The organism is Martinezella hainanensis (assembly GCF_900094555.1).
Taxonomy (GTDB): domain Bacteria; phylum Pseudomonadota; class Alphaproteobacteria; order Rhizobiales; family Rhizobiaceae; genus Rhizobium; species Rhizobium hainanense.
Map to the genome: position 1 here is coordinate 229948 of NZ_FMAC01000009.1, position 25595 is coordinate 255542.

The following is a 25595-nucleotide window of genomic DNA, read 5'->3' on the forward strand; positions in this document are numbered from 1 at the left end:
CCTAGTGACGAATGCGTGGATTGACGAAGCCGTAGAGCAGGTCGACGACGAGATTGACGAGCATGACGATGCCGGCGATCAGCAACAGGCCGCCCTGCACCACCGGATAATCGCGCTTGAAGACCGCATCGATCATCCATTTGCCGATACCCGGCCAGGAGAAGATGCTTTCCGTCAGGATGGCACCGCCGAGCAGCACACCAACCTGCAGACCGATCGTGGTGATGACGGGGATCATCGCATTGCGCAGCGCATGCACGGAAACGACGCGCAGCGGCGACAGGCCCTTGGATCGGGCCGTGCGGACATAATCCTCGCCGAGCACTTCGAGCATCGCCGAGCGCGTCTGGCGGGCGATGACGGCGAGCGGGATGGTGCCAAGCACGATGGTCGGCAGGATCAGCGAATTGAAAGCGGACCAGAAGGCACCCTTCTGGCCGGACAGCAGGCTGTCGATCAGCATGAAGCCGGTGATCGGCTTGAAGAAATAGATGAGGCCGATACGACCCGAAACCGGCGTCCAGTGCAGATAGCCGTTGAAGACGATGATCAGCAGCAGGCCCCACCAGAAGATCGGCATGGAGTAGCCGACGAGGGCCACGCCCATGACGCTCTGGTCAAACCATGTACCCCGCTTCACGGCGGCGAAAACGCCGGCCGGTATGCCAAGACAGATTGCGAGGATCATGGCACAGATCGACAGCTCGAGCGTCGCCGGGAAGAAGGTCAGAAAATCGGTCAACACGTCACGCTTGGTGGTGATCGAGGTGCCGAGGTCGCCGTGCAGGGCATTCCAGATATATCGGCCGTACTGAACGACCATCGGCTGGTCATAACCGAGATCGTGGGTGATCTGCGCATGGCGTTCCGGCGACATGACGCGTTCGCCCGACAGCAGCATGACAGGATCGCCGGGAAGCAGGCGGATGAAGGAGAAGGCGACGATCGATACGCCGAGAAATGTCGGGATCAGCACCGCAAGGCGGCTGAGAAGAAATCGCAACATGGCAGATGTCCAAATTTTTCCGGCGGTCAGGCAAGTTGCCTGACCGCCGGGTCGCCCGATCCTAGCCGGGCATTCTCACAGATTTTTCGTTATTCGGCGATATCGACGCCGTCGAAGCGGTGAACGCCAACCGGATCCTGATGATAACCGGAGACATTCTTCGTCATCGGGATGAATTCTTCCGAATGGTCGATGGTCATCCAGGGTGCTTCGCGCTTGAAGATAACCTGGGCTTCTTCGTAGAGCTTGGAACGCTCCTTGAGGTCGGCCGTCTGCTTGGCCTTCTTCACCAGATCGTCGAATTCCTTGTTGCACCACTGTGCACGGTTGTTGCCGCCAACAGCGTCGCAGCCGAGCAGCGTGTCAAGGAAGTTGTCCGGATCGCCGTTGTCGCCGGTCCAGCCGAGGATGGCCGCACCGTCGCGGTCCTTGGCGGAGGAGAGCTTCAGGTACTGCGCCCAGTCATAGGTAACGATCTCGACCTTGACACCGATCTTGGCCAAGTCTGCCTGCATCAGCTCGGCAGCACGGCGGGCGTTCAGCATGTATGGACGCGAAACCGGCATGGCCCAGATCTTCATGCTGAGATCCTTGACGCCAGCCTTTTCAAGCAGCTTCTTGGCTTCTTCCGGATTGAAGGCGTCGTCCTTGATGTCCTTGTTGTAGGACCACATGGTCGGCGGGATCGGGTTCGTCGCAACCTTGGCGGAGCCCTGGAAGACGGCGTCGACGATGGCCTGCTTGTTGACGGCCATGTTGATCGCCTTGCGCACTTCGACCTTGTCGAACGGAGCAACCATCGTGTTGTAGGCGAGGTAGGAAACGTTCAGACCAGCCTGCTCGAGAACCTTGAGGTTCTTGTCAGCCTTGAGGTCCTTGATGTCTGCTGCGTTCGGGTACGGCATGATGTTGCATTCGCCGGACTTCAGCTTCTGCGCACGGACGGAGGCGTCCGGCGTGATGGCGAAGACGAGATCGTCGATCTTTTCCTTACCCTTGAAGTAGGTCTCGTTTGCCTTGTAGCGAATGACGGCATCCGGCTGGTAGGCAACGAAAGTGAATGCACCAGTGCCGAGCGGCTGCTGGTTCATCTGTTCCATCTTGCCATCGGCCTGCAGCTTGTCTGCATATTCCTTCGACAGGATCGAGGCGAAGTCCATGGCGAGGTCGGCGAGGAAGGGAGCTTCCGGACGGTTCAGGACGAACTTGACCGTGAGGTCGTCAACCTTGTCGATCGACTTGATGAGCTTCGGGAAGCCCATGCCATCAGCGTATTCATAGGAACCGCCGGCGACATACTTTGCCCAGGGGCTATCCGTGCCCAGCTGACGGCTGATCGAGAAGATCACGTCATCGGCATTGAGGTCACGCGTCGGCGTGAAGAAGTCGGTGGTCTGGAACTTCACGCCCTTGCGCAGCTTGAACGTGTATTCCTTGCCATCCGGAGACACGGTCCAGCTTTCGGCGAGGCCCGGCTCAATTTCGGTGCTGCCATGCTTGAATTCGACAAGACGGCTATAGATCGTACGCGACGAGGCGTCGAAGGTGTTGCCGCCCGTGTAGAGGCCCGGATCGAAACCTTCCGGCGAGCTTTCAGAGCAATAGACAAGCGTTTTTGACCAGGCGGACGTCGCCATGACCGAAGCCAGGGCTGTCACTGCCAGCAGGACAGAAATCTTTTTCATGATATCGTTTCCCAGATTTGTTATTCTTTTGAAGCCGTGGACACCACCAGAGGTTCCCATCCGGATCGCGCCGATGGAACTTTATTTTAAGTTTGAAAGCAACAAGCGCCGCCTAAAATTTTTCCAAATCGTAGAGTTTGGAAATTTTCAGACGAAAAGACCTCTGAATTGGTAAGATTCTGGCAAAATTTTGCATCTTTTTGTCAGATTCAGAACGATTTGACGTTTTCTTCTCACAATCCGCAAACCCTATATTGCCCGGATAGGAGGCAACGCAAACAAAAATCCGCAGCTACCGGAGGTAACTGCGGACCAAAAGCTTGATCGAATTCTGAATGGCAGATCAGGCGGCCGGCGCTGCGACCGTCGGCTTCTTCGCGATCGCCTTGTGATCCTGGGCGGTAATGCCAAGCAGGAAGTTGATCTGCGGACGCGCCTTGACCAGATCGTCGATGGAATATTCGGTCAGAACGTCGAAGAAAGCGTTCAGTGCCTTGCGCAGCGCCGAATTAAGGCCGCAGCTATCGACCAGCGGGCATTCCACCACGCCGTCCTCGAAGCATTCCGCCATGGCGAAGCTGTCCTCGGTGACGCGGACGACGTCGAACAGACTGATATCGGTTGCCGGCTTTGCAAGGCGCACGCCGCCATTGCGACCACGCACCGTTTCGACAAGACCTGCCTTGGTCAACGGCTGCAGGATCTTGAAGAGAAACAGCTCGGATACGCTGTATGCTCTCGCGATTTCCGGGATGCGGCTCAGATGGCCATCATTGGCGGCGCAATACATCAACATGCGCACTGCGTAATTGGTCTGCTTCGTCAAGCGCATGCCGATCTCCTGGAATCAAGGCTGCTTAGGGGCTGGACCCGTATATAGTGGCTTTCTCAGTTTTGAACAATTCCAAAATATGAAATTCATATTCACGTTATTTCGAAGCTGAACCCCCTCACCCACTCGGGACTACCTGCTTCTCCTTCAGCTCCTTGGCATAATCAAGGATCGCCTGCCTTCGTTCCGGCGTGCCCGGATGGGTCGACAGCATGCTGGTGCTGCTATGGTCATCAAGTTTCGTTTCGAGGATATCGAAGAAGCGCGAAAGAGCCGCCGGGTCCTTTCCGGCCGCCTGCATCAGCTCCACAGAGCGACGATCAGCTTGCGCCTCCGCCTCACGGGAATAGGAAAGCGCCAGCAGGCCGCCACCCTGCGTCAAGATATCCTGAACGCCGGAACCAACGTCACCCGCGATCAGCAGGACAAGACCAGCGACGCCTGCGGCGCGATAGAGCTGGCGCAGGCTGTGCTTGTATTCGACATGGCCTATCTCGTGCCCAAGAACGGCAATGACCATCTCCTGATCGCCGCCGGCGAGCTCGACAAGTTGATCCGTTAGCACGAGATTGCCGTCCGGCAGTGCAAACGCGTTGGCGCCAATGAGGCCACCATCGCGGAAATTCAGATGGTAGCGGCCGGCACCGCCTTCCGCATTCGTCGCCAGCTTGGTGAAGTCATCGCGGATTTCCGTCTGCCGCGCCTCCGACAGCTTGCTGGGGTGGAAGGTCACCCGATCCAACGTGGTCAGCGTTCCTGCAGACATCATTTCCGGCACGACGGGCGGCGTCACCACGACCGCAAGCTCAACCAGGATCGGCAGGGCGTAGCGATAGATGATCGAGGCAAGGACAACCGTCGCCAAGGCAAAGGCTATCAGGCGGGGACGAACGATCTCAAGCCCATGAATGAAGCTGCTGCGCCCTTCGCCTCGGCTTCGCAGATAGGCATCGACAGCCTCGTTATCGCGGGTTTCGAAAACCGACTGGTTGCCGAATACGATTCGACGTGGAATGGAACCGACGCGCGGGCTGATCTCGATATCGGAACGGATACCCCAGGCGAGCCGCCTATCCTCATCCCCTTCCTCGTCCGACAGCACGATGAACGAGCCGCCGACATCCAGCAGCCGAGCACGAACCTCCCGGCTGGAATGCGGCGGATGCCAGATACCGGTCGCTATCGCTTCCGGATCAGAAGCCAAAGTCGAATCCATCGATATCGAGATACTCCGCACTGATGGCGCTGCCGGTCGAACGGATCTGGTCGAAGACAACGCCAATTTCACCATCGACGCTGATCGCCGTGTGCTCCGCAAGGAAATGTTGCATGCGCACCGCCGCCCAGGGACGCATCAATCCGAGGGTCACCAGGGTGACAACGACATTGGAGATCGCGATCCAGGCATAGCGCCGGCGACCGAGATCGCTTCTGAGTTGATGACGATGATCGACCGTTGCTGCAGACCAAATAATGTTGCGCACCGCAGCGCGATAGTAGAGGCCTGCGATTATGTAGATCGGGAAAATAAGCACAACCATCCAATGCCACAGGCTCACGCTACCCATCGAATTGCCGCCGACACCGGCCGCGACAGCACCGAGGAGCCCCAAAATCACGATGCCCGCGATCACAATCGCGATTACGGTGAAGAGCGCCTCATAGAGCGCGCCCAGTCTCGGCTCCGTCGAAAACGGTCGATCGCCGTAGCGCAAATTGTCGAAGATATATTTGTAGAACCAGCGGCTGGCGATCGGCGACAGCAATCCGATCGATATCATCGTCACCAAGGCGCCGAGGAAGATCGCCTTGAACGCGCCGCCATAGGTACCGACGAAATCGAAACGCACATTGCGGTAGCTCGTCACCCGCGCGTTGAACCGAAGACCGCGCATCAGAAACCATGGAAACATGATCAGCAAGACGGGCCAAACTACCAGGACTGCCAATGGTGCCACATGTGCAAGTATGTTTAGCACGATCAGAAGACCAAAGACGATCAAGCGTCCAATCAGTATCTGCTTGCCCTTGGCGTGATATTCGAAGCTCTGACCCAGAATGACCGTGTTGCCGTAGAAATACCGGTTGCGTCGCACCTTCGCCCAGGCGGAATAGATACCTAGCGTGACGATCGTCAGCAAAATGTTGACGATCCAGATGCCAAAATATTCCGAAGCATTGCCCGTAAAGGAAGCCCTTTGGAAAAAAGGTCTTCCGCCTAGCGGATAATCTTGCTCAACAACTGCCATGTTATGTTCCTCTACCCCACAAGAGGACGAGCGTTCCCACGGGCGCTCCACGTAAGCACCAGCCGCTGGGCGACGTGTTGCGCGACACGCCGCTCGCCTTACCGTTGCATTTGAGATCAGGAAAACGACCGTCAATCAACGGAAAAATACGGGCTTGCCGCACGTGAGGCGCGAACGATCAATTTGCCTGCAAGACTGCAACCTTAATGCCACAGCGGCGCCAACTCGTTATGGCGCAGACACCCAGACCGCCATTTCGCAGCCGCCGGGTTCGCGGAAGTGAAAACGCCGGCCGCCGGGAAAATCGAAGGCCGGGCGCGTGATGACGCCGCCGGCGAATTCGACGGCGCGCTGTGCGGCTTCCAGATCGGTGGTGCGCACGACGGGCAACGGCGTGCCGGCAGCCTCTCCCGCGTCGCCATCTATGCCGGCATCTATTCCGGCCGCCTCGATGACATGGTAGGTCGGTCCATAGCTGACAAAGCTCCAGTCGAAGGCTTCCTCGAAGAAGCGGCGGGTCTTCAGGCCGTCTTTCGACGGAAATTCGAGATAGTCGATCTGATAGGTCACGGCCATCGCTCGGCCCTCCCGTTGTTCTTGTTTTGTTCTAAATGAAAACGGCGGCCCTGACAAGATGACTCCATCGAAAACAAACGCAATAAAAAAGCCGCCGTCCGAAAGATGGACGGCGGCTGACACGGGTCAGTGATTGCGATGCTTACTTCATCGTCGGCATGACGAATTCCGCACCGTCCTTGATGCCGGACGGCCAGCGGGCGGTGATCGTCTTGGTGCGCGTCCAAAACTTGATGGAATCCGTGCCATGCTGGTTGAGATCGCCGAAGCTGGAAGCCTTCCAGCCACCGAAGGAATGGTAGGCGAGCGGAACCGGGATCGGAACGTTGACGCCGATCATGCCGATGTTGATGCGCGAGGCGAAGTCGCGGGCCGCATCGCCGTCACGGGTGTAGATGGCGACGCCGTTGCCGTATTCGTGCTTCATCGGCAGGTCGAGCGCTTCTTCGTAGTTCTTGGCGCGAACGACGGAGAGAACCGGTCCGAAGATCTCGGTCTTGTAGATGTCCATGTCGGGCTTTACGTGGTCGAACAGCGTGCCGCCGACGAAATAGCCATCCTCATAGCCCTGCAGCTTGAAGCCACGGCCGTCGACGACCAGCTTGGCGCCCTCCTCGACACCGCGGTTGATCAGGCCGGTGACGCGGTTATAGGCATCCTTGGTGACGAGCGGGCCGAGATCGGCCTTATCGTCGGTATAGGGGCCGATGCGCAGGGATTCGATCTTCGGTACCAGCTTCTCAACGAGACGGTTGGCCGTGTCTTCGCCGACCGGGACGGCGACCGATACCGCCATGCAGCGCTCGCCAGCCGAACCGTAGCCGGCGCCCATCAGCGCGTTGACGGCCTGGTCCATGTCGGCATCGGGCATGATGATCATGTGGTTCTTGGCGCCGCCGAAGCACTGCGCGCGCTTGCCGTTCATGGCAGCCGTTCCATAGACGTAGCGGGCAATCGGCGTGGAACCGACGAAGGAAACGGCAGCGATATCCGGATCGGTCAGGATGGCGTCGACGGCGGCCTTGTCACCATTGACGACGTTGAGAATGCCTGCCGGCAGACCGGCTTCGATCATCAATTCGGCGAGACGGAGCGGCACGGACGGATCACGCTCGGACGGCTTCAGGATGAAGGCATTGCCACAAGCGATTGCCGGCGCAAACATCCACATCGGGATCATGGCCGGGAAGTTGAACGGCGTAATGCCGGCGCCGACGCCAACGGGCTGGCGGATGGAGTACATGTCGATCGCCGGGCCGGCACCCTCGGTGAATTCGCCCTTCTGCAGGTGCGGGATGCCGCAGACGAATTCGCAGACTTCCAGACCGCGAATGACGTCGCCCTTGGAATCTTCGACCGTCTTGCCGTGCTCCTTGGAGAGCAAGGTGGCAAGTTCATCCATGTTCTTGTTCAAAAGCTCGACGAACTTGAAGAAGACGCGGGCGCGGCGCTGCGGGTTGGTAGCAGCCCATTTCGGCTGCGCGGCCTTGGCGTTTTCGACGGCTGCGCGGATTTCCTCGACGCTCGCAAGCGCGACGGTTGCCTGCATTTCGCCGGTTGCCGGATTGTAAACCTTGCTGCTGCGCCCGCTCGTGCCGGCGACGTGCTTGCCGCCGATGAAATGACCGATCTCACGCATGGATGTGCCTCCTCGTTTTCTTGGATGGCCACAGGATGGCACTTCAATTTGCACAAATCAATGAGCTGTTATAAGCAACCGTTGTGCAAAAATTAAAGTCCTTGCTGTGCAAAAGAGGCCTATCCGAAAGGGGATGTGCAAATGGACTGGGACGATGTCCGCATGTTTCTGGCCGTGGCGCGCACCGGGCAGATTCTCGCCGCCTCCAAAAGGCTCGGCGTCAACCACGCTACCCTCTCCCGCCGGGTAACGACGCTGGAGGAGCGGTTGAAGACGCGGCTGCTGGTGCGCCGCACCAATGGCTGCGATCTGACGGCGGAAGGCGAGATCTTCCTGCACGCAGCCGAGCGCATGGAAACGGAGATGCTGCGCGCGCAGGCCAGCGTCGGCCACCTCGACAGCGCCATTACGGGGACAGTGCGGATCGGCGCACCCGATGGCTTCGGCGTCTCCTTCCTGGCGCCCCGGCTCGGGAGGCTGATTGCCCGCTATCCCGAGCTTCGCATCCAGCTCGTGCCCGTTCCCCGCTCCTTTTCGCTGTCGCAGCGCGAGGCCGATATCGCGATCACGCTTGAACGCCCGGAACAGGGCCGTCTGGTTTCATCGAAGCTGACGGACTACACGCTCGGGCTCTATGCCTCGAAAACCTATCTGGAACAGGCCGGGCTGCCCGACAGCGTCGAGGCGTTAAAGCTGCATCCGCGCGTCGGCTATGTCGAAGACCTGATCTTTACCGCATCGCTGAATTTCTCAGGCGAGATCATGCGCAGTTGGGACGCCTCTTTCGAGATCTCAACCGCCATCGGCCAGACGGAAGCCGTGCGCTCCGGCGCCGGCATCGGCATTCTGCATGATTACATCGCCAGGCAGTTTCCGGAGCTGACCCGCATCCTGCCCGATGTCTCCATCAAGCGTGCCTACTGGACGACCTATCATGAAAGTGCCCGCGACCTCGTGCGCGTGCGCACCGTTGCGGACTTCCTGCAGGAATTGGTGAGCGAAGAGCGGCGGACCTTCCTATGAGGTAAAGTTGGCGGATGCGGCGCCGCTTACAGACAAAGATCACGGCATCAAGCTGCACCACCATGATGGCGCATGCGGCAGCGGCCGGGTCTCGGCATGTTTCGGCGGCTCCTCGTTCTCGTCGGGATTGGGAACGGGAACTTCATCCGGCAGCCTGTCCGGCTCCGGCTCTTCGATGGGTGGTTTCGGCGTCCAGCCTGGTTCCGGTATCGGAGGCGACTCGGGGATCGGCTCGTTCGGTACAGACATGCCCGCTCCTTTCGTCTGGTTGCCGATATGGAGACAACGACGAGCGCTGCGGACGGTTCCAAGATAATTTCGGCAGGCGGCCCGCGTTTGCGAGATGGGCGCGATTTGCCATTCCCCGCCGTTCGTCCCTCGCTGCTGGACAAAGACCGGACGAAGCCTAGTATTTCAGATAGAGATCAGGGAGGCCAGGATGATGAGCGACAAGAAGCAACAGAAACTGGACGAAAAAGAACACAAGGAACAGGACGATTATCTGGAAGAAGCGCTGGAAGAGACTTTTCCGGCAAGCGATCCGATATCACCCGGGCACGTGTCGAAGAAGCCTGAAGACAAGAAATAGGCTTCAGCGGCCAATGGCGCCGACATCTGCTACGAACGGATCAAGGGAGATAATGGTACGGTTGGGGGGTCTCGAACCTCCGACCTCAGGTGCCACAAACCTGCGCTCTAACCAACTGAGCTACAACCGCACATGCTCGCGTCGCCGCGAACGGGGGTGACATACGAGGACTTTGAAATTATTTCAAGTCCTATCTCCCCGCAATACAAAAAAGCTTTGCAGATATCCAAATGATGATGCGCGGCCGGATACCGGCCACGCCGGCTTGCGGCGGAAATGAAAAGTCCCGCCAGAGGTTTTCACCTGCAGGCGGGACATTCGTGCCTTGGGAGGCTTATCGGAGGTGATTAGGCCTTGAAGGAGGCCATTGCCTTTTCAGCGGCATCCTTGGCAGGCTTTGCCAGCTTTTCGGCGACCTTCTTGGTGGTGTCCTGAATGGACTTGGCCTGCTCGACGGTGACTTCGGCCTGCTTGCGGATGAAAGCCGTCTGAAGTTCGAAGAGTTCGGCAACGGACTTGACGCGAAGCAGGGCTTCCATGTGAGCCAGCGAGCTTTCGGCATTGGTGCGCAGAACGTCGATAGCCTTGAGGCCGATTTCTACGGAACCAGCCTGTGCGGTCTGCACGGTTGCTTCAACCGTCTTGCCGGCTTCTTCGGTAGCAGCCTTCAGCTTGGCAAAGGCTTCCTTGGACTGGGCAGCACCCTTTTCAGCGAAATCGCGGAAGGATTCGGAGAACTTGGACGGATCGAATGCAGCCGTTGAAAAAACGTCGTCTTTCTTTACAGTAGCCATGATTACGCTCCTAAAAGGGCCCTCCCTGAGGCGCCCGTCGTGAACCTGTGTGAGGGGTATATAATATAAAATATTGTGCAGTGCAACATATTTGTGCGCCGCACAAGGCGTTAACCTTTCCGGCCGAAAAATGGGCCGTTCGCTGGACCGAAAAGCGGGGCGCCGTTATTAATAAAGCGTTAAATCACGAGAGGCGATTACGCCCGCAAAACAGGTTGGAAAATGCCCGCAATTCAATATCCGTTCATTGACATTGCCGTGCATCCGCGCGTTCGGGAACGCTTCGCGCGCGGTGAAGCCATGGTCATGTTTTCGACCGGCATGGATCGCGTGCTCTGGGCCAACGGCGCCGGCGCCAACCTCTTTGGCTATGACGCCATTTACGATTTTGTCGAACAGGGGCCGAAGTCCGGCGACGTCTCTTTCCGCCAGATCGAGGCAACGGCGCGCGGCCTTGGTGCTGTCGGCGATCAGCGCACATTCCTGATCCGCATGGCCTCGGGCTTTCAGCGGGCTGTCGTCAATGCGGCCGTCGAACTCATTCGCATCCAGGCCGGCGAAGAAGCGGTGCTGTTTTCCTCTCCGGTTTCTTCGAAGCCGCTCTCATCGGCCGAATGCGCCAAGCGCATGATTGGCGGGTTCGATGATCCCGATACACATATGGCCGTCATCGGCCGCGATGGCGAAATCGTCACCGCGTCCGCCGGCTTCCAAACGCTCGGCGTGACGCCGCAGACAGCGCGGATGTTAACGACCATGGCCGGCGCGCAGCCGGATCGGCTGATCAAGCGGCCGATCTCGACCGCCCATGGTTATCTGCCCGCCGCCATCGGCAAGCTCTCAGAAATCCCTGCCCTGCATTTGCTCTTCGTGGTCGAGGCTGTGATGAGCCGCCTCGATCCAACCGAAGGCCCTGCCGGTCACGAGCGGCCCGCCGCAAACGTGGAACCACAGGCGGAGGAAGCCCGCACGGAACTTGAGGCAGCGGCCGCCGATGAAGCGCCTCAAACCGCTCCGGCGGCACCGTTCGGCGACGTTATCGATGCGGTGGCCGATATCGAAGAGCTGGACGAGACGTCGGAATATCGGGAGGACGAGCAACAGGTGGTGGCCCCGGCCGCCAGAAACCCAAGCGAAGCCGGAACGGAAGCGACTGCTGATGCGAATGGCACGCCCAGCGCGGTTGCCGCAACCGAAGCTCATGTCGATGAGCATCAGCCGGAAGCCACAACGGCTAGCGAAGATGAAGCTGCCGTAGAGGCGACGGCGGCAGCAGAACCGCCTCCGCCAGAAACCCATACCGATCCGGAAACCCATACCGATATTGAAAACACGCCTGCGGAGGGATTCAATTTCAAGCGCAACGGGCGCGCCACCCGTTTTGTCTGGAAGATCGATGCGGCCGGGCATTTCAGCGAGGTTTCCCGCGAGTTTGCCGATGCGGTCGGACCGCATGCCGCCCAGATTGCCGGCACCGCTTTTGCCGATGTCGCTCGCCGTTTCAATCTCGATCCTGACGGCAAGATCGCGGAACTATTGGCGCGGCGTGATACATGGTCCGGCCGAACCATCTACTGGCCAGTGGAAGGTACGAACCTGACCGTGCCGGTCGACCTTGCCGCCCTGCCGACCTATACGCGCAGCCGCGAATTCGACGGCTTCCGAGGCTTCGGCGTTGTCCGCCTGGCGGATGCCGTCGAAGATCCGATGAAGCGCGGCATGGCGCTCGGCACACAAGCGACCGACGATGCTGCAGCTTTCACCGAACCGGCCGTGGAAGCGGAGGCGGCATCGAATGAGCAGCCGGCTCCCGAAGTCGAATCTCCATTGGCGACAGAAGAGATCGAAAGCCCCGCCCGGGATACCGCAGAAACCGGGCCGGTCCCGCATTACGAACCGCCTGCATTGCGGATTTCCGAGACACCGAACCGCCGTGAGTCGGACAAGGTCGTCCGTCTGCACGAGCGCCGGACGGTGACGCAGGCTGCCCTTTCGCTCAGCGAACAGGCAGCTTTCCGCGAAATCGCCCGACAGCTCGAGCCCTTCGGCAAGCGCACGGAACCGCCAGCGGAGCAGCCGCACGACGGGCTGCATGAGGAAGGTGCCGATACCCCTCCACAACCGAATGCGGCGGACGAAATCCTCTCCGAGGCACCCAAAACGACTGATGGAAATGGCCACGGCGATGACCAGCCGCCGGCAGCGCCAACTATAGAAGAGAATGTAGCGCCGCCGGTCGTGAAGCTCGTCGACACTGCGGATGATAACGGCCCGAAAACGGGTGACGAGGCGGCCACCGAAGTTTCGCCGGCATCGGCCGAGCCAGAAGAGGATTTCGACCCCCTCGATGTTCTGAGCAATGCCATTCCGCCGCGCGTGAAGATGCGCACCGGCCTGTCGTCCGACATCGTCGACCAGCTGCCGCTCGCCGTTCTCATCCATGCCGGTGATCGGCTGATCCACGGCAATCCGGAATTCCTGCGGCTGACCGGCTATGACAGCCTCGATGAGCTCGAACAGGTCGGCGGATTGGATGCGCTGTTGCAGCGCAACGATCTGGAGAGCAAGACCGAGCAACCCGGCACGATAATGGTCGTGCGCGCTGACGATGCGCTGGTGCCTGTCACGGCACGGCTGCAGTCGATCCGCTGGGAAGAAGACGGTACGGCCCTGATGCTGGCGCTGATGCCGGTGGAGAAAAGCGAGCCGCCCGCACCGCCACCACAGCCAATTCCTGAAGAAGCTCGCCCCGAGCGCATCCTCGAGAAGGTCGCGAAGCTGCAGGTGGAGATCGAGGAGCTACGCTCGACGCTGGAGACGGCGACGGACGGCGTCATCATCATCGGCCAGGATGGCGAGATCCGCTCGATGAACCGCTCGGCCAGCGCCCTCTTCAACTATGACGACCAGGAAACCCGCGGCAAACCTTTCGTCATGCTGTTTGCCCATGAGAGCCAGAAGGCGGTGCTCGACTATCTCGGCGGCCTGTCCGGTCATGGTGTCGCCAGCGTGCTCAACGATGGCCGCGAAGTGATCGGCCGCGAGGCATCCGGCGGCTTCGTGCCGCTCTTCATGACCATGGGACGCCTCAACTCCTCGAACGGCTACTGCGCCGTCATCCGCGACATCACGCAGTGGAAGCGGACCGAGGAAGAGCTGCGCAACGCCAAGCGCGCCGCCGAAACCGCCAATGCCCACAAGACGGACTTCCTGGCTCGCGTCAGCCATGAAATCCGCACGCCGCTCAACGCCATCATCGGCTTTTCCGACATGATGGCTGGCGAGCGCTTCGGGCCGATCGGCCATTCGCGCTATGTCGAATATGCGACCGATATCGGCCGCTCCGGCCGCCATGTGCTCGATATCGTCAACGATCTCCTCGACATCTCGAAGATCGAAGCCGGCGAGATGGACCTGGATTTCGCCTCGGTAGGCCTCAACGAGGCGATCACCGAAGCGGTGTCGCTGGTGCAGCCGCAGGCCAACAGCCAGCGCGTCATCATTCGCACGGCGCTGTCGCAAGCGGTGCCAAATGTCGTCGCCGACCTGCGCTCGATCAAGCAGATCGCGCTGAATATCCTCTCCAATGCCATCCGCTTCACGCCGTCGGGCGGCCAGATCGTGGTGTCGACAGCCTATGAAGGCAATGGCAGCGTGGTGATGCGCATCAGGGATACCGGCGTCGGCATGACGCGCTCGGAGCTGGAACAGGCGATGAAGCCCTTCCGGCAGGTCTCGACGAATGCCCGCAAGCGCGGCGACGGCACCGGCCTCGGCCTGCCGCTGACCAAGGCCATGGTCGATGCCAACAGGGCGACCTTCTCGATCAACTCGGCCCCGAACGAGGGCACTCTGGTCGAGATCACCTTCCCCTCGCCGAGGGTGCTGGCGAACTGAGAGACAATTGGCTCGCCGTCAAAACCAGAGATCGCGCACGCATCGCCCGTCGGAAGGCAGGTCTTCGAATGTGTCCAGGCCGTCGAAATGATCGATGGGCAGGTCGGCGACGAGATCCGGCGGTGCCAGCCGCAGGTTGACGGCCATGCGACGGCGGCCATCCTTCTGAAGCCGCAGGCCGCGCCAGCTCAAGACATTGGCGCAGGATGAGCAGAACAATATTTCGAGGGACGGCTGCTTTTCCGCGCGGGCATAGGAAGCCGTCGGTCCGGTCACGGAGATCCGCTCTCCTTCGTAATCATATGCCCATAGCGCGCCGTAGCGCCGGCAGAGGGTGCAATTGCATGCCGTGATCGAGCCTGGGTCGCCTTTGAGCGTCCAGCCCGTCTTGCCGCAATGACATGAGCCGATCAGCATGAGCGCCACTCCATTCCGCTGCCTGTCCGACGTGAGCATTCTGCCCCAGTCGCGCAGCGCGTGCAAATCTCCGTGTTAGAGATCGCTCATGGAAAGAACGCTCATCGGCAGCTTCGTTCAGCTTGCGAGAGCCAGCCCTCCGTAACGACTGACTTCGCTCTCGATCTCTGTAACGAGGGTATCGAGCGCGGGATTTCTGACCTTGCGTCCGCGACGCACCACATAGGCCAAATTAGGTGGCGCCGGCAGACCGTTGGTGACGATCTCCATATCGGGCTGCAAGTGGCGGCCGTTCAGCAACGCCACGCCCAAGCCTGAGGTCACGGCCGCGATGATGCCCGCCGCACTCGCACATTCGAAGACGGTTTCCAGACCCACGCCGCCATCCTGCCCGATATCCAGCGCCCATCGGCGATAGAAGCATTCATCATCGAAAGAGAGGAAGGGGACCGGGCCGCCCGGCGGCAGAGTCAGGTCCGGATGCTTGACCCAATGCAGCTGTTCGCGAAAGAGAACGACATCGGTCGGGCGGACCTCATGGGCGAAGACCTGGATAATGGCGGCGTCAAGCTCCCCTCGTTCCAGCATTGCCCGAAGGATGAGGCTCATGCGGACCTTGGTGCGCACGGAGACATTCGGATGCAGGCGGCGGAACCGCCCCAAGATGCGGGCAAGGTCGGTGCAGGTCGTATCCTCGGTCAGGCCGAGGGCGACACGGCCGGCAAGCGATGTCTTCGAGAGGCTCAGCAGCGCCTCATCATGCAGGCCGAGAATGCGCCCGGCATAATCAAGCAGGTCCTCCCCGGCTGTGGTGAACATCGACGCTCCGGGCTTGCGGTTCAGGAGATCGCAATCGAGGCTCGTCTCCAGCCGCTTGATCTTGTGGCTAACGGCGGATTGCGACAGGCCCAGCGCCTCGGCGGCGCGGGTGATACCGCCGTGGTGACGGATCGCCCACAGCGCACGCAGAGCATCGATTTCCAAGCGGCGGCTTGTCAATTCGGTCATGGCAAACTCGCTCCAGATTATAGTTCGGCGGAGAGAATGCATATTCCGGCAGCGTTAAGCAAATATTCATGAGTTTTTAGACTGAAATGTCATGTCTCGATTGATATTTGTCATGTGCCATCAAGCCGGTACTCGCCTATGGCTGAACCGAGACGGACATGTAATCGAGAGCCTGATGACAGACCAAAGCCTATCCCGGACCGCGCCGAACGAACGCCGCTTTCTTTGGCCGTTAATGGCCGCGCTCCTGATCGTCAGCTGGAGTTCCGGTTTCATCGGCATTCGCTATGCCAGCCAGGAGGCCAGCGTCATGCTGGTGCTGTTCTGGCGCACGCTTCTATCCGGTTTGATTCTGCTGCCCTTTGCGCTTTCGATCGGGCCACGGCTGCGGCCGCGCGCGATAGCCGAACAGATGCTGTTCGGCGTGATGTCGGTCTTCCTCTATCTCGGCGGATTCGCACTCGCGATCGAGCAGCGGGTACCGACGGGGCTGGTGGCACTGATCTCGGACCTCTTGCCGCTGGCGATTGCAGCTCTCTCCCAACCGGTCCTCGGGGAGCGGCTGACTGGACGCCAATGGCTGGGAACGGCGATCGCAGTCGCAGGCGTGCTGATCGTATCGATCGATAGCCTCAGCTTCGGCGCAGCTCCCATCTGGGCCTATGGATTGACCGTCGGCTCGATGCTCGTCTTTGCCTTCGCATCGGTGCTGCACAAGCGGCGGCGCACGGGGCATTTGCCCGTTCACCAAAGCCTCTGCATCCATACGCTGACAGCCTCGGTGCTCTTCGGCATCTGCGCGATGATGCAGGGCGACATCGCACCGCCTCTGACCCGCGGCTTTGCGATCGGCATGATATGGCTGGTGCTGATCGCGACCTTCGCCGCCTATTCGGTCTATTACACCAGCCTGCGCCTCTTTCCTGTCGCGCAGGTCAGCGCGGCCATCTATCTCAGCCCGCCCGTGACCATGCTGTGGGCCTGGGCCTTGTTTTCCGAACCGCTGACAACGGCAATGTTCGCGGGATTGGCGGTGACGCTGGTAGGAGTTTGGCTGACATCCCGCAGATGAGGGGCGGATGCCTTCCGTTACGAAACGAAGACGGTCCAGCCAACGCCCAAAGCGGCGGACGCCAATAAGGTCGAGATCACCGACATCTTCAGGCGAAAGATCGCGATGGCGGCAAGCAAGGTCAACACCAACGAGGGCGATGAAAGCGAGGTCAAGACGGGCACGTCCATCGTCCAGGAACCATAGGTGAAGCTTGTAGTCTTGCCGAACAGCACATGGAGCCCGAACCAAATCGCGAGATTGAGGATGACGCCCACCACAGCCGCCGTTATCGCCGACATGGCTCCGGTCAGCGCGACATTGCCGCGCATCTTCTCGATAAACGGCGCGCCTGCGAAAATCCAAAGGAAGCTTGGCAGGAACGTGACCCATGTTGTCAGCACGGCAGCGAAGGTTGCTGCCGCAAGAGGCCCGAGGGTACCGGGATTGCGATAGCCCGCCAGGAACCCGACGAACTGCGTGACCATGATCAGTGGCCCAGGGGTTGTTTCCGCCATACCCAGACCGTCCAGCATCTCGCCAGGCCGCAGCCAGCCCAACTGCTGTACGGCCTGCTGCGCCACATATGCCAGCACGGCATACGCGCCCCCAAAGGTCACGATTGCCATCTCGCTGAAGAATATCCCGATTTTGGAAAAGACGTTATCGGGACCGAGCGTAATCAGGAGGGCCGCAACCGGAATGAGCCACGCGGCCGCTAAGGCACCTGACGTCTTCAGAGACCAAGCGAGATTCTGTCGAGCGTGCAAAGGGATCTCCTCGCCAAGAACGGAGTCCCTATCCTCCAAAATCGTTCCGGAGCCCGATTTGTGTCCGCCACCTATCTTGAAGGCAGCGACCCCTCCGCGAGAGGCGAGGTAGCCGATAAGTCCGGCCCCAACGATAATGATCGGAAACGGAACGTGCAGGAAGAAGATCGCCACGAAAGCAGCCGCGGCCAATGCAACCATGGCCTTGTTTTTGAGGGCTCGGCTGCCGACGCGGAAGACGGCCTGGATTACGACCGCCAGTACGGCGCATTTGAGCCCGAAAAACATCCCTTCGACAAAGGTCAAGCTCCCGAACAGGACGTAGACATAACTAAGCGCGAGGATTGCCAGGAAGCCCGGCAAGACGAACAGAATGCCTGCGATCATGCCGCCCAGCGTCCCGTTCAGCAGCCAGCCGATATAGATGGCAAGCTGATGCGCCTCCGGGCCCGGCAGCAGCATGCAGTAGTTGAGAGCATGGAGGAACCTGTGCTCTCCCACCCATTTCTTTTCATCGACGACGATACGGTGCATGACGGCGATCTGCCCAGCCGGTCCGCCGAAGCTCAAGGCGGCAACGCGGGTCCAGACCTTGATCGCCTCACGGAGGGGAACAACGTCCCTATCAAGCGTGCTTGATCGCGCGGCCGCGTTCTTGACGAGGTCGGTCATAGTTTCTCACACCTTCCTCGGGTTCGGCCAGTTGTGCGTCTCTTCCGTCGCGTCACGACACCAACGATAGAAGGCATCATAGAGCGTCATGCCGGCTTCCAATTGCTGCAGATCGTCATTGAACATCCGCGAAAGCCCGAGCGACACCGCGAGCAGCCCGGAGACTTCAGGTGCAAGGTCGGGCCGGGCGGTATCGGCACCCCGAACAATGGTTGCAAGATGAAGGAGAGGCTCGCTGCCGAGACCGAGTTCCTCAACCATGACATCGAAGGTGCATAGCTCGCCACGATGGCTCCAGAAGACATCCTCGATGTCGAATGGCGTCGCCTTGAAGCGATCGGCGACGGCCGACACTTCGGTTGCCGGAACGAACAGGAAGATCGCTGACGGATCGATGAAGCGCCGGATCAGCCATGGGCAAGCGATGCGATCGATCTTCGGCCGCGCCCTCGTTACCCACACGGTCCGGCCCTTGGCATCTCTGGAAGGCAGCTTTTCCTCGGCGACCAGCATGTACTTCGCGCTTCGCCATGCTTCGAATCCGCCTTCAAGGACCTCCGCCTCCTTTCCCAAGACACGCAGATGGGCAGCAACTCCGTGACCGAGTTTCTGTCCTTTCTGGCAGAGAACGATGGCTGGCCCAGCCAATTCATTCGCCCAGTCGGTTACCGTTCGGTAGTCGCGGCGGACCGAGCCGGGAATAAGACGGGGATCGGCGGCGAAGTCCTCTTCATTGCGAACGTCGATAATCGTCGGCAAATTGGGCGTGCCTATAATGCGATTCAGCTTGTCGGGTGTGATTTCCAGAAATGACGGCATGGCGCGTCCTCCGTTGGCTCGGGTTCAAGGACGCGATTCTTCGGCCGTAGCCTCGTGGGGTGATCGCAACCCCATGAATAATCATCTGCTTGACGTGATCCAAATGTCAAGCTGAATAACGCTTGTGGCACCAGGCAGACATTTTCTCAACGCCCTCAGTCCACTCACGGATTGCCCGCGACGTCACGGTGCTGCGAAGTCCTGCGACAACGACGGGCTCGCCGCGCTAACCTTAAGCGCGGCGATTAAGTTCACTCGCCCCGCGCCTTCCCAGCCTTGCGGGCCGCCCTGGAATTCGGCTTTCCGCCCTTCGGCGGGCCGCTGTCATTCTTGGCGAAGCTCGGCTTACCAGGCTTTTTTGCCCAGGGCTTTTTGTCGGGCCGCTCGGAAACGCTGCCCTCGCCCGTATGCGCCCGTTCGGGCTTGCGATCGGATTTCCATTTGGGCTTTTGGCCATCGTTCGAACGAGGTCCCTTGTCGGCGAAGGGTTTTTTCTTTGCGAAGCCGCCTTCCCGCTTGGCCTGGAAATCCGGCATGCCGGCGAGCTGCTTGACGCGGATGCCACGCTCAAGAGTCTTGTCGGGGCCGATGGCCGTGAGGAAGCGCTCGGCACTATCAGGCGCAAGCTCGACGAAGGTTTCCTCGGGCTGCATCTTGATCGCGCCGATGTCGCGCTTGGTCAGGTTGCCGTTGCGGCAGAGCATGGGGATCAGCCAGCGCGGCTCGGCATTCTGCTTGCGCCCCACGGAGAGCGATACCCAGATGCCGTCGGTAAAGTCGTTTCGTCCCGCGGAAGGGCCGTCGTCGCGGGGAGTAACCGGGAAATCGTCACGACGAGGTTTTCTGCGCTCACCTTCGGCAGGGACGTCCTGCAATTCCTCGGGCGCGGAATGGCCGGCGCGGTATTGCCGCAGGAATGCGGCGGCGACCTGCTCGGCACCATGGCGCTCCAGCAACTGCCGGACGATCGACTGTTCGTCTTCGCCAAGCGGACCGGCAAAGACCGGATCGGCGAGAAGACGCTCGTCGTCACGCTGGCTCACTTCCTCAGCGGAAGGCGGCTTTGCCCAAGTGGCACGGATCCGAGCGGCTTCCAGCAGGCGCTCGGTGCGACGGCGGGCGCTGAGCGGCACGATCATGGCGCTGACGCCCTTGTTGCCGGCGCGGCCCGTGCGGCCGCTGCGGTGCAGCAGCGTTTCCGGATTGGTCGGCAGATCGGCGTGAACGACCAGTTCCAGGCCCGGCAGGTCGATACCGCGGGCGGCGACGTCGGTTGCGATGCAGACGCGGGCGCGGCCGTCGCGCATGGCCTGCAGGGCGTGCGTGCGCTCATTCTGGCTGAGTTCGCCCGAGAGAGCGACGACCGAAAAGCCACGATTGTTGAACCGCGCCGTCAGATGATTGACGGCAGCGCGCGTCGAGCAGAAGACGATGGCGTTGCGCGCTTCATAGTAGCGCAGCACGTTGATGATGGCGTTTTCCCTGTCGCTCGGCACCACGGTCAGCGCGCGATAATCGATATCGACATGCTGCTTGGTTTCGGAAGCGGTGGCGATACGGACGGCAACGCGCTGGTAGTTTTCCGCAAGCTTGGCGATCGAGCGCGGCACGGTCGCCGAAAACATCAGGGTACGGCGCTCGGAAGGTGCGGATTCCAGAATAAACTCGAGATCCTCGCGGAAGCCGAGATCGAGCATTTCGTCGGCCTCATCGAGGACGACGGCCCGAAGCTCGGAAATATCGAGCGAGTTGCGGCGGATGTGATCGCAGAGACGGCCCGGCGTGCCGACGACGATATGGGCGCCGCGCTCCAGGGTGCGTCGCTCCGTGCGCATGTCCATACCGCCGACACAGGAGGCAATCGTCGCGCCCGTCAGCGCATAGAGCCATTCCAGCTCGCGCTGCACCTGCAGCGCCAGTTCGCGCGTCGGGGCGATCGCCAGTGCCAGCGGCGCTCCGGCCGGGCCGAAACGCTCCGAGCCATCGAGCAGGCCTGGCGCCAGCGCCAGGCCGAAGGCAACCGTCTTGCCCGAGCCGGTCTGGGCCGAGACAAGCGCATCCTTGCCGGCGAGGCCCGGATCGAGCATGGCCTTCTGCACCGGCGTCAGCGTTTCGTAACCGCGCTTCGCCAAAGCCTGGGCAATCGCAGGAGCGATGCCTTCGAAATCAGTCATCATCTGTCTTTCGGAATTCTTCGCGCGCCAGCAGGCGGCGATCATCGTGGTTCGCACGTCGCGAACCTCTTCTTCAGGCGTGCACATACTTGCTCAATGCCGCAATGTACAGAGCGGACGCGCCTTCAGGCGGGACGAAACGAAAAAAAGGCAGCGAACCGCGCTGCCTTTGAAGTTTATGCTGTCGAAAGCAAGCTCGAGTCGGTGAACTTCATGTCTCGGGAGCCAAGGGCGGCTCCAATCCGCTCCTAGCTCATGCGAACGGTCTCAAGTTAGCTTTTACCTTTGACCAAGCTTTCTTAACGCGGGGTTACCAAAGGAGGGTCATCGTTTGCCCCTCAGTTTTAAGGCTCACCTTAACTTTTCAGCTCTTCCAGCCCTGCAAAGAGATTGAGCGCCTCCGGATTGGCGAGCGCTTCCTTGTTCTTGACCGGGCGGCCGTGCACAACCTCGCGCACCGCAAGCTCGACGATCTTGCCGGATTTCGTGCGGGGGATATCGGCAACGGCGATGATCTTGGCCGGCACATGGCGCGGCGAGGCACCAGTACGGATGCGGGTCTTCATTGCCTTGACCAGATCCTCGGTCAAGGAGACACCCGCGGCAAGGCGAACGAAGAGTACGACGCGGACATCATCGTCCCAATCCTGACCGATGCAGAGCGCCTCCAGAACCTCAGGGATCTGCTCGACCTGATTGTAGATCTCAGCCGTGCCGATGCGTACGCCGCCGGGATTGAGCGTCGCGTCGGAGCGGCCGTGAATGACGAGGCCGCCATGAACAGTCCATTCGGCAAAATCTCCGTGGCACCAGATATTATCGAAGCGCTCGAAATAGGCGGCGCGATATTTGGCGCGTTCCGGATCGTTCCAGAACATGACCGGCATGGAGGGAAACGCCTTGGTGCAAACGAGCTCGCCTTTTTCACCGCGCACCGGCTTGCCTTCATCGTTCCAGACATCGACGGCAAGGCCGAGGCCAGCCCCCTGGATCTCGCCGCGCCACACCGGCTGCAGAGGATTGCCGAGCACGAAGCACGAAACGATATCGGTACCGCCGGAGATCGAAGCGAGCTGAATATCGCTCTTGATACCCTCGTAAACGAAGGTGAAGCCCTCGGGCGACAGCGGAGAACCGGTCGAGGTCATCAGCCGCAGGCTCGAAAGATCATGCGAGGTCTTCGGCGTCAGGCCGCTCTTATGGACGGCGTCGATATATTTGGCCGACGTGCCGAAGACCGCGAATTTCTCTTCCTGCGCATAGTCGAACAAAATGTTGCCATCGGGTGCGAAAGGCGATCCGTCGTAGAGGCAAAGCGTTGCGCCGGCGGCAAGGCCGGTCACCAGCCAGTTCCACATCATCCAGCCGCAGGTGGTGAAGTAGAAGACCCTCTCGCCAGGCACGACGCCGCAATGGAGGCGATGCTCCTTGATGAGCTGCAGCAGCGCTCCGCCAGTGGAATGCACGATGCATTTCGGGACGCCCGTGGTGCCGGAGGAAAACAGGATGAACAGCGGATGGGAGAAAGAGACAGGCTCGAACTCGACCGCTTTCGCCCCGAAGGGTGCGACCAGATCATTGAGGGTTCGCGCGCGCGGCGTTGCCGCCACGACCGCCTCGGCATTGCCGGCATAGGGCACGATGATGGTAGGCGCTTTCAGGCGCTCGGCGATTGCGCTGACTTTCGCGGTGATATCCTGTAGCTTGCCGCCATACCAATAGCCGCTGCAGACGATGAAGAGTTTCGGCTCGATCTGGCCGAAGCGATCCATGACGCCCTGCTCGCCGAAATCCGGAGAGCATGAAGACCAGATCGCGCCGAGCGACGCTGCGGCAAGCATGCAGGCGATGGTTTCGGGCATGTTCGGCATCATCGCCGCCACGCGGTCTCCTTTGCCGATGCCTTCGGCGCGGTAGGCCTGCTGCAGCCGCGAGACCATCGCGGCCAGCCGGTCCCATGACCAGCGATCGCGCACCTTGTCTTCGCCCCAGAACACCAAGGCATCGCCCTCGCCGCTCCGCGAGAGCAGGTTTTCGGCGAAGTTCAGCTCGGCATCGGGAAAGAAGCGGGCATCCAGCATGACATCGCCATGGATCAGCGCCCGTTCACCGCGCTTGCCCTTTACATCGCAGAAATCCCAGACTGCCGACCAGAAGTTTTCGCGGTCGGCGATGGACCAGGCGTGGAGGCCGGCAAAATCGGACAGCGGGAGGCCGAAACGGCGGTTACATTCCTGCATGAAAGCGAACATCGGACTCTGGCGACGAAATGCTTCCGATGGTGTCCAGAGCGGCTGCTGATCCTGCATATTTCTCTCCCCGCTTTTCGCACTATATAGCAATGCTGCAGCGCATTAATAAAATCACGGTGTTGTGGGTATTGCCAGTGCGTGACGTTTGCATCCGACAAACATTTCCTATATCCGGCAAACTCAGGCAGATTATCCCTATCAGTTCAAGAGTCTCCACGGGATCATGAGAGCTTCGAAAAACAATAAGTGGCGGTTGACGATGCGTTCGGCCTCGCGCTGGCTGCCTGCCGTTGCTCGCACGACCGGCATCATTCTTCTCACGATCCTCATCGTGTTCGCTGTCTTCAGAGCGACCGCGCCTTTCCTGATTTCCAGCGGCCTGGTGCGCTCCGGCATCGAGAAGGCGCTGTCGGACTGGACTGGATATCGAGCCCAGATCGAGGGCGACCCGACGCTCGAATTCTGGCCGACACCGCGTGTGACGCTCAATCAGGTCACCATCCGCGAACCGTCGAAGAACGGCAAGGTCCTCGGCCATGTCGACAGCCTTTCCGCGGACTTCTCTCTGTGGTCGGCGATCCGCGGGCACGCGCATTTTCACGAATTCCATTTCCTGCGCCCGATCCTCTACATCCGCCGCGACGAGAACGGCCTGATCGACTGGACGAACGAAGGCCGTCTGTCCAAGGCGATCGAGCAGGCCGAGACCTCATCCGGTCAAGGCATGCGGATGAGCAAGGAACAGGATGCCGCCATCGGCATGCTGACCATCGAGGACGGAAGCGTCGAAATGACCGACGAGCGCAGCGGCAGCATCTACAAGCTGAACGCCGTCAATGCCGACATCGCCTGGCCGCGGCTTTCCCAGTCGCTGAGCGCCGTCATTCTTGCCCGCTTCAACGACCAGGACATCAAGCTGAATTTCGACTCGGCGCAGCCCCTGCTCTTCTTCGCCGGCAAGAATGTAAACACCACAACCAGCTTCGTTTCGCCGCTGATCAACTGGACCTATACAGGCATCACCAGCATATCGGATTTTTCGGCACTTTCGGGCAATCTGGATCTGAGCGTGCCGAACGTGCCTTCCTTCATCGCCTGGAGCGGGCAGCGCCTGCCGGCCGCCGATGCTCTCAAGAATATCTCGCTGAGCGCCAATATCGCAGCAATCGACAATGGCCTGCGCTTCAACAATCTCAGCTTCAAGATCAATGATTCCGCAGCTTCCGGCATCATGGACCTGAACTATACGAAAGCGGGCAAACCGAAGATTTCCGGTACGCTTGCCTTCGACCAGATGAATCTCAATCCGTTCCTGGCCGCCTTCTCCATGCGTCTGGCGGCCGAAACCGCCATCGATGCGCTATTGAACGGCAATCCGCTGCAGCGGCTCGACCTCGATATGCGGCTCTCGTCGAACAAGGCGGCTCTCGGTCCCTTCCAGTTCGAGAATATCGGCGCCAGCCTTCTCGTGGCCGGCGGCAAGGCGAAGTTCGACATAGGCGACAGCAGCTTCGAAAACGGTTCGCTGACCGCGCATCTGGAGGTCGCACCGGGCGACTTCGACGGCGGCGGCAAATTGCAGATATCGATCCGCAACGCCGATTTCGGCGGCCTCTTCACACGCCTGAAGCTGATAGGCCCGCTGCCGATGCCCTCATCGGCGTCGCTGGATCTTTCGCTCAGCACCTCGAAGCCGATCTGGGTTGCCACGCTCAGCGACGTTGCCGGCACGCTGCACTTCACCTCGTCGGCGGGGTCGTTTCGTCAATTCGATATCTCGACCTTCCGGACGCTCGCCACCGAGAAGGCCTTCTTCCGGATGAGCGACATCGCCGATTCTTCTTTCGACTTCGACAGCATCAATGTGGATGCAAGTTTTGCGAAAGGCTCCGCCGAGGTACAGAACGCGGCCATTGCGGGACGCAACGAAACGATCAGCTTCAACGGGGTCGTTCCATTCCGCACCAACGGACTGGCCCTCTCCGGCGCGATCGAGGCGACCTCACCCTCCGACGCCGATGAGCTGCCGATGCTGCCCTTCTTCATCGGCGGCAGCTGGCCCAATCCGGTGATTTCGCCGGTCGCAACACTTCTGCAAAAACCGATACAGCAGCCATAGTTCTTCCGGGAGCCGCCGTTCAG

General features: G+C 60.2%; 20 protein-coding genes and 1 tRNA gene. 5 read left to right on the forward strand and 16 right to left on the reverse strand.

The annotated features are described in order from the left end of the window. Position 1: 1 nt before the first annotated feature. The 7 genes from GA0061100_RS25915 to GA0061100_RS25945 all read right to left on the reverse strand — a co-directional run bounded on the left by GA0061100_RS25915 (position 2) and on the right by GA0061100_RS25945 (position 7987). The gene (locus tag GA0061100_RS25915) at positions 2-1006 is read right to left on the reverse strand and encodes an ABC transporter permease subunit (RefSeq protein ID WP_075855701.1); all 1005 of its coding nucleotides are present in this window, start codon (positions 1004-1006) and stop codon (positions 2-4) included. 89 nt (positions 1007-1095) lie between these two features. After that, positions 1096-2691 carry an ABC transporter substrate-binding protein gene (locus GA0061100_RS25920; RefSeq protein ID WP_075855702.1) on the reverse strand — a complete coding sequence of 532 codons (1596 nt, stop codon included), beginning with the start codon at positions 2689-2691 and terminating at the stop codon, positions 1096-1098. A gap of 343 nt (positions 2692-3034) precedes the next feature. After that, complete coding sequence (gene rirA, locus GA0061100_RS25925; protein ID WP_075855703.1) at positions 3035-3523, reverse strand: iron-responsive transcriptional regulator RirA; 489 nt, start codon at positions 3521-3523, stop codon at positions 3035-3037. 118 nt (positions 3524-3641) lie between these two features. Beyond that, entirely contained in the window at positions 3642-4739 is a 1098-nt protein-coding gene (locus GA0061100_RS25930) for a M48 family metallopeptidase (RefSeq protein ID WP_083961434.1), read from the reverse strand. Continuing rightward, complete coding sequence (locus GA0061100_RS25935) at positions 4717-5772, reverse strand: YjgN family protein (protein WP_075855704.1); 1056 nt, start codon at positions 5770-5772, stop codon at positions 4717-4719. The genes GA0061100_RS25930 and GA0061100_RS25935 overlap by 23 nt, the downstream gene beginning before the upstream one ends. A gap of 228 nt (positions 5773-6000) precedes the next feature. Beyond that, a complete protein-coding gene (locus tag GA0061100_RS25940; RefSeq protein WP_075855705.1) occupies positions 6001-6348 on the reverse strand; it encodes a VOC family protein in 348 nt (115 codons plus the stop codon). A gap of 142 nt (positions 6349-6490) precedes the next feature. Next, complete coding sequence (locus GA0061100_RS25945) at positions 6491-7987, reverse strand: CoA-acylating methylmalonate-semialdehyde dehydrogenase (protein ID WP_075855706.1); 1497 nt, start codon at positions 7985-7987, stop codon at positions 6491-6493. Positions 7988-8128: 141 nt separating this feature from the next. Between GA0061100_RS25945 and GA0061100_RS25950 the strand changes: the two genes are divergently transcribed. Continuing rightward, complete coding sequence (locus GA0061100_RS25950; RefSeq protein ID WP_075855707.1) at positions 8129-9010, forward strand: LysR family transcriptional regulator; 882 nt, start codon at positions 8129-8131, stop codon at positions 9008-9010. A gap of 39 nt (positions 9011-9049) precedes the next feature. Here GA0061100_RS25950 and GA0061100_RS25955 read toward each other — a convergent pair whose 3' ends face one another. Continuing rightward, positions 9050-9259 carry a hypothetical protein gene (locus tag GA0061100_RS25955; RefSeq protein WP_075855708.1) on the reverse strand — a complete coding sequence of 70 codons (210 nt, stop codon included), beginning with the start codon at positions 9257-9259 and terminating at the stop codon, positions 9050-9052. Between the two features lie 193 nt (positions 9260-9452). Here GA0061100_RS25955 and GA0061100_RS34920 point away from each other — a divergent pair, with 193 nt between their 5' ends. Next, entirely contained in the window at positions 9453-9599 is a 147-nt protein-coding gene (locus GA0061100_RS34920) for a hypothetical protein (RefSeq protein ID WP_015338868.1), read from the forward strand. Between the two features lie 53 nt (positions 9600-9652). Here the strand turns inward: GA0061100_RS34920 and GA0061100_RS25960 are convergent. Continuing rightward, a tRNA-His gene (locus GA0061100_RS25960) sits at positions 9653-9729 on the reverse strand. A gap of 217 nt (positions 9730-9946) precedes the next feature. Beyond that, the gene (locus GA0061100_RS25965; RefSeq protein ID WP_069612335.1) at positions 9947-10393 is read right to left on the reverse strand and encodes a phasin; all 447 of its coding nucleotides are present in this window, start codon (positions 10391-10393) and stop codon (positions 9947-9949) included. Between the two features lie 222 nt (positions 10394-10615). On the opposite strand from GA0061100_RS25965, the gene GA0061100_RS25970 reads away from it, so the two are divergent. Further along, positions 10616-14290: an ATP-binding protein gene (locus tag GA0061100_RS25970; RefSeq protein ID WP_075855709.1), complete on the forward strand. Its 3675-nt coding sequence runs from the start codon at positions 10616-10618 to the stop codon at positions 14288-14290. Positions 14291-14308: 18 nt separating this feature from the next. Here the strand turns inward: GA0061100_RS25970 and GA0061100_RS25975 are convergent, their stop codons facing one another. Both GA0061100_RS25975 and GA0061100_RS25980 read right to left on the reverse strand, forming a co-directional pair. Continuing rightward, on the reverse strand, positions 14309-14707 hold the full coding sequence (locus GA0061100_RS25975; RefSeq protein ID WP_075855710.1) for a GFA family protein: 399 nt from the start codon (positions 14705-14707) through the stop codon (positions 14309-14311). A 117-nt stretch (positions 14708-14824) separates the two neighbouring features. Further along, on the reverse strand, positions 14825-15715 hold the full coding sequence (locus GA0061100_RS25980; protein WP_075855711.1) for a LysR family transcriptional regulator: 891 nt from the start codon (positions 15713-15715) through the stop codon (positions 14825-14827). Between the two features lie 175 nt (positions 15716-15890). Between GA0061100_RS25980 and GA0061100_RS25985 the strand changes: the two genes are divergently transcribed. Next, positions 15891-16787, forward strand: a complete 897-nt coding sequence (locus tag GA0061100_RS25985; protein WP_075855712.1) for a DMT family transporter — start codon at positions 15891-15893, stop codon at positions 16785-16787. 17 nt (positions 16788-16804) lie between these two features. On the opposite strand, the gene chrA is transcribed toward GA0061100_RS25985, so the two are convergent. From chrA to GA0061100_RS26005, 4 genes are all read right to left on the reverse strand, one after another. Continuing rightward, positions 16805-18208 carry a chromate efflux transporter gene (gene chrA / locus GA0061100_RS25990; RefSeq protein WP_075855713.1) on the reverse strand — a complete coding sequence of 468 codons (1404 nt, stop codon included), beginning with the start codon at positions 18206-18208 and terminating at the stop codon, positions 16805-16807. A gap of 6 nt (positions 18209-18214) precedes the next feature. Then, the gene (locus tag GA0061100_RS25995) at positions 18215-19027 is read right to left on the reverse strand and encodes a chromate resistance protein ChrB domain-containing protein (RefSeq protein ID WP_075855714.1); all 813 of its coding nucleotides are present in this window, start codon (positions 19025-19027) and stop codon (positions 18215-18217) included. A 251-nt stretch (positions 19028-19278) separates the two neighbouring features. Beyond that, complete coding sequence (locus tag GA0061100_RS26000) at positions 19279-21201, reverse strand: DEAD/DEAH box helicase (protein WP_075855752.1); 1923 nt, start codon at positions 21199-21201, stop codon at positions 19279-19281. A gap of 356 nt (positions 21202-21557) precedes the next feature. Next, entirely contained in the window at positions 21558-23510 is a 1953-nt protein-coding gene (locus GA0061100_RS26005) for an acetoacetate--CoA ligase (RefSeq protein WP_075855715.1), read from the reverse strand. A gap of 166 nt (positions 23511-23676) precedes the next feature. On the opposite strand from GA0061100_RS26005, the gene GA0061100_RS26010 reads away from it, so the two are divergent. Continuing rightward, entirely contained in the window at positions 23677-25572 is a 1896-nt protein-coding gene (locus tag GA0061100_RS26010; RefSeq protein ID WP_075855753.1) for an AsmA family protein, read from the forward strand. Positions 25573-25595: the final 23 nt, after the last annotated feature.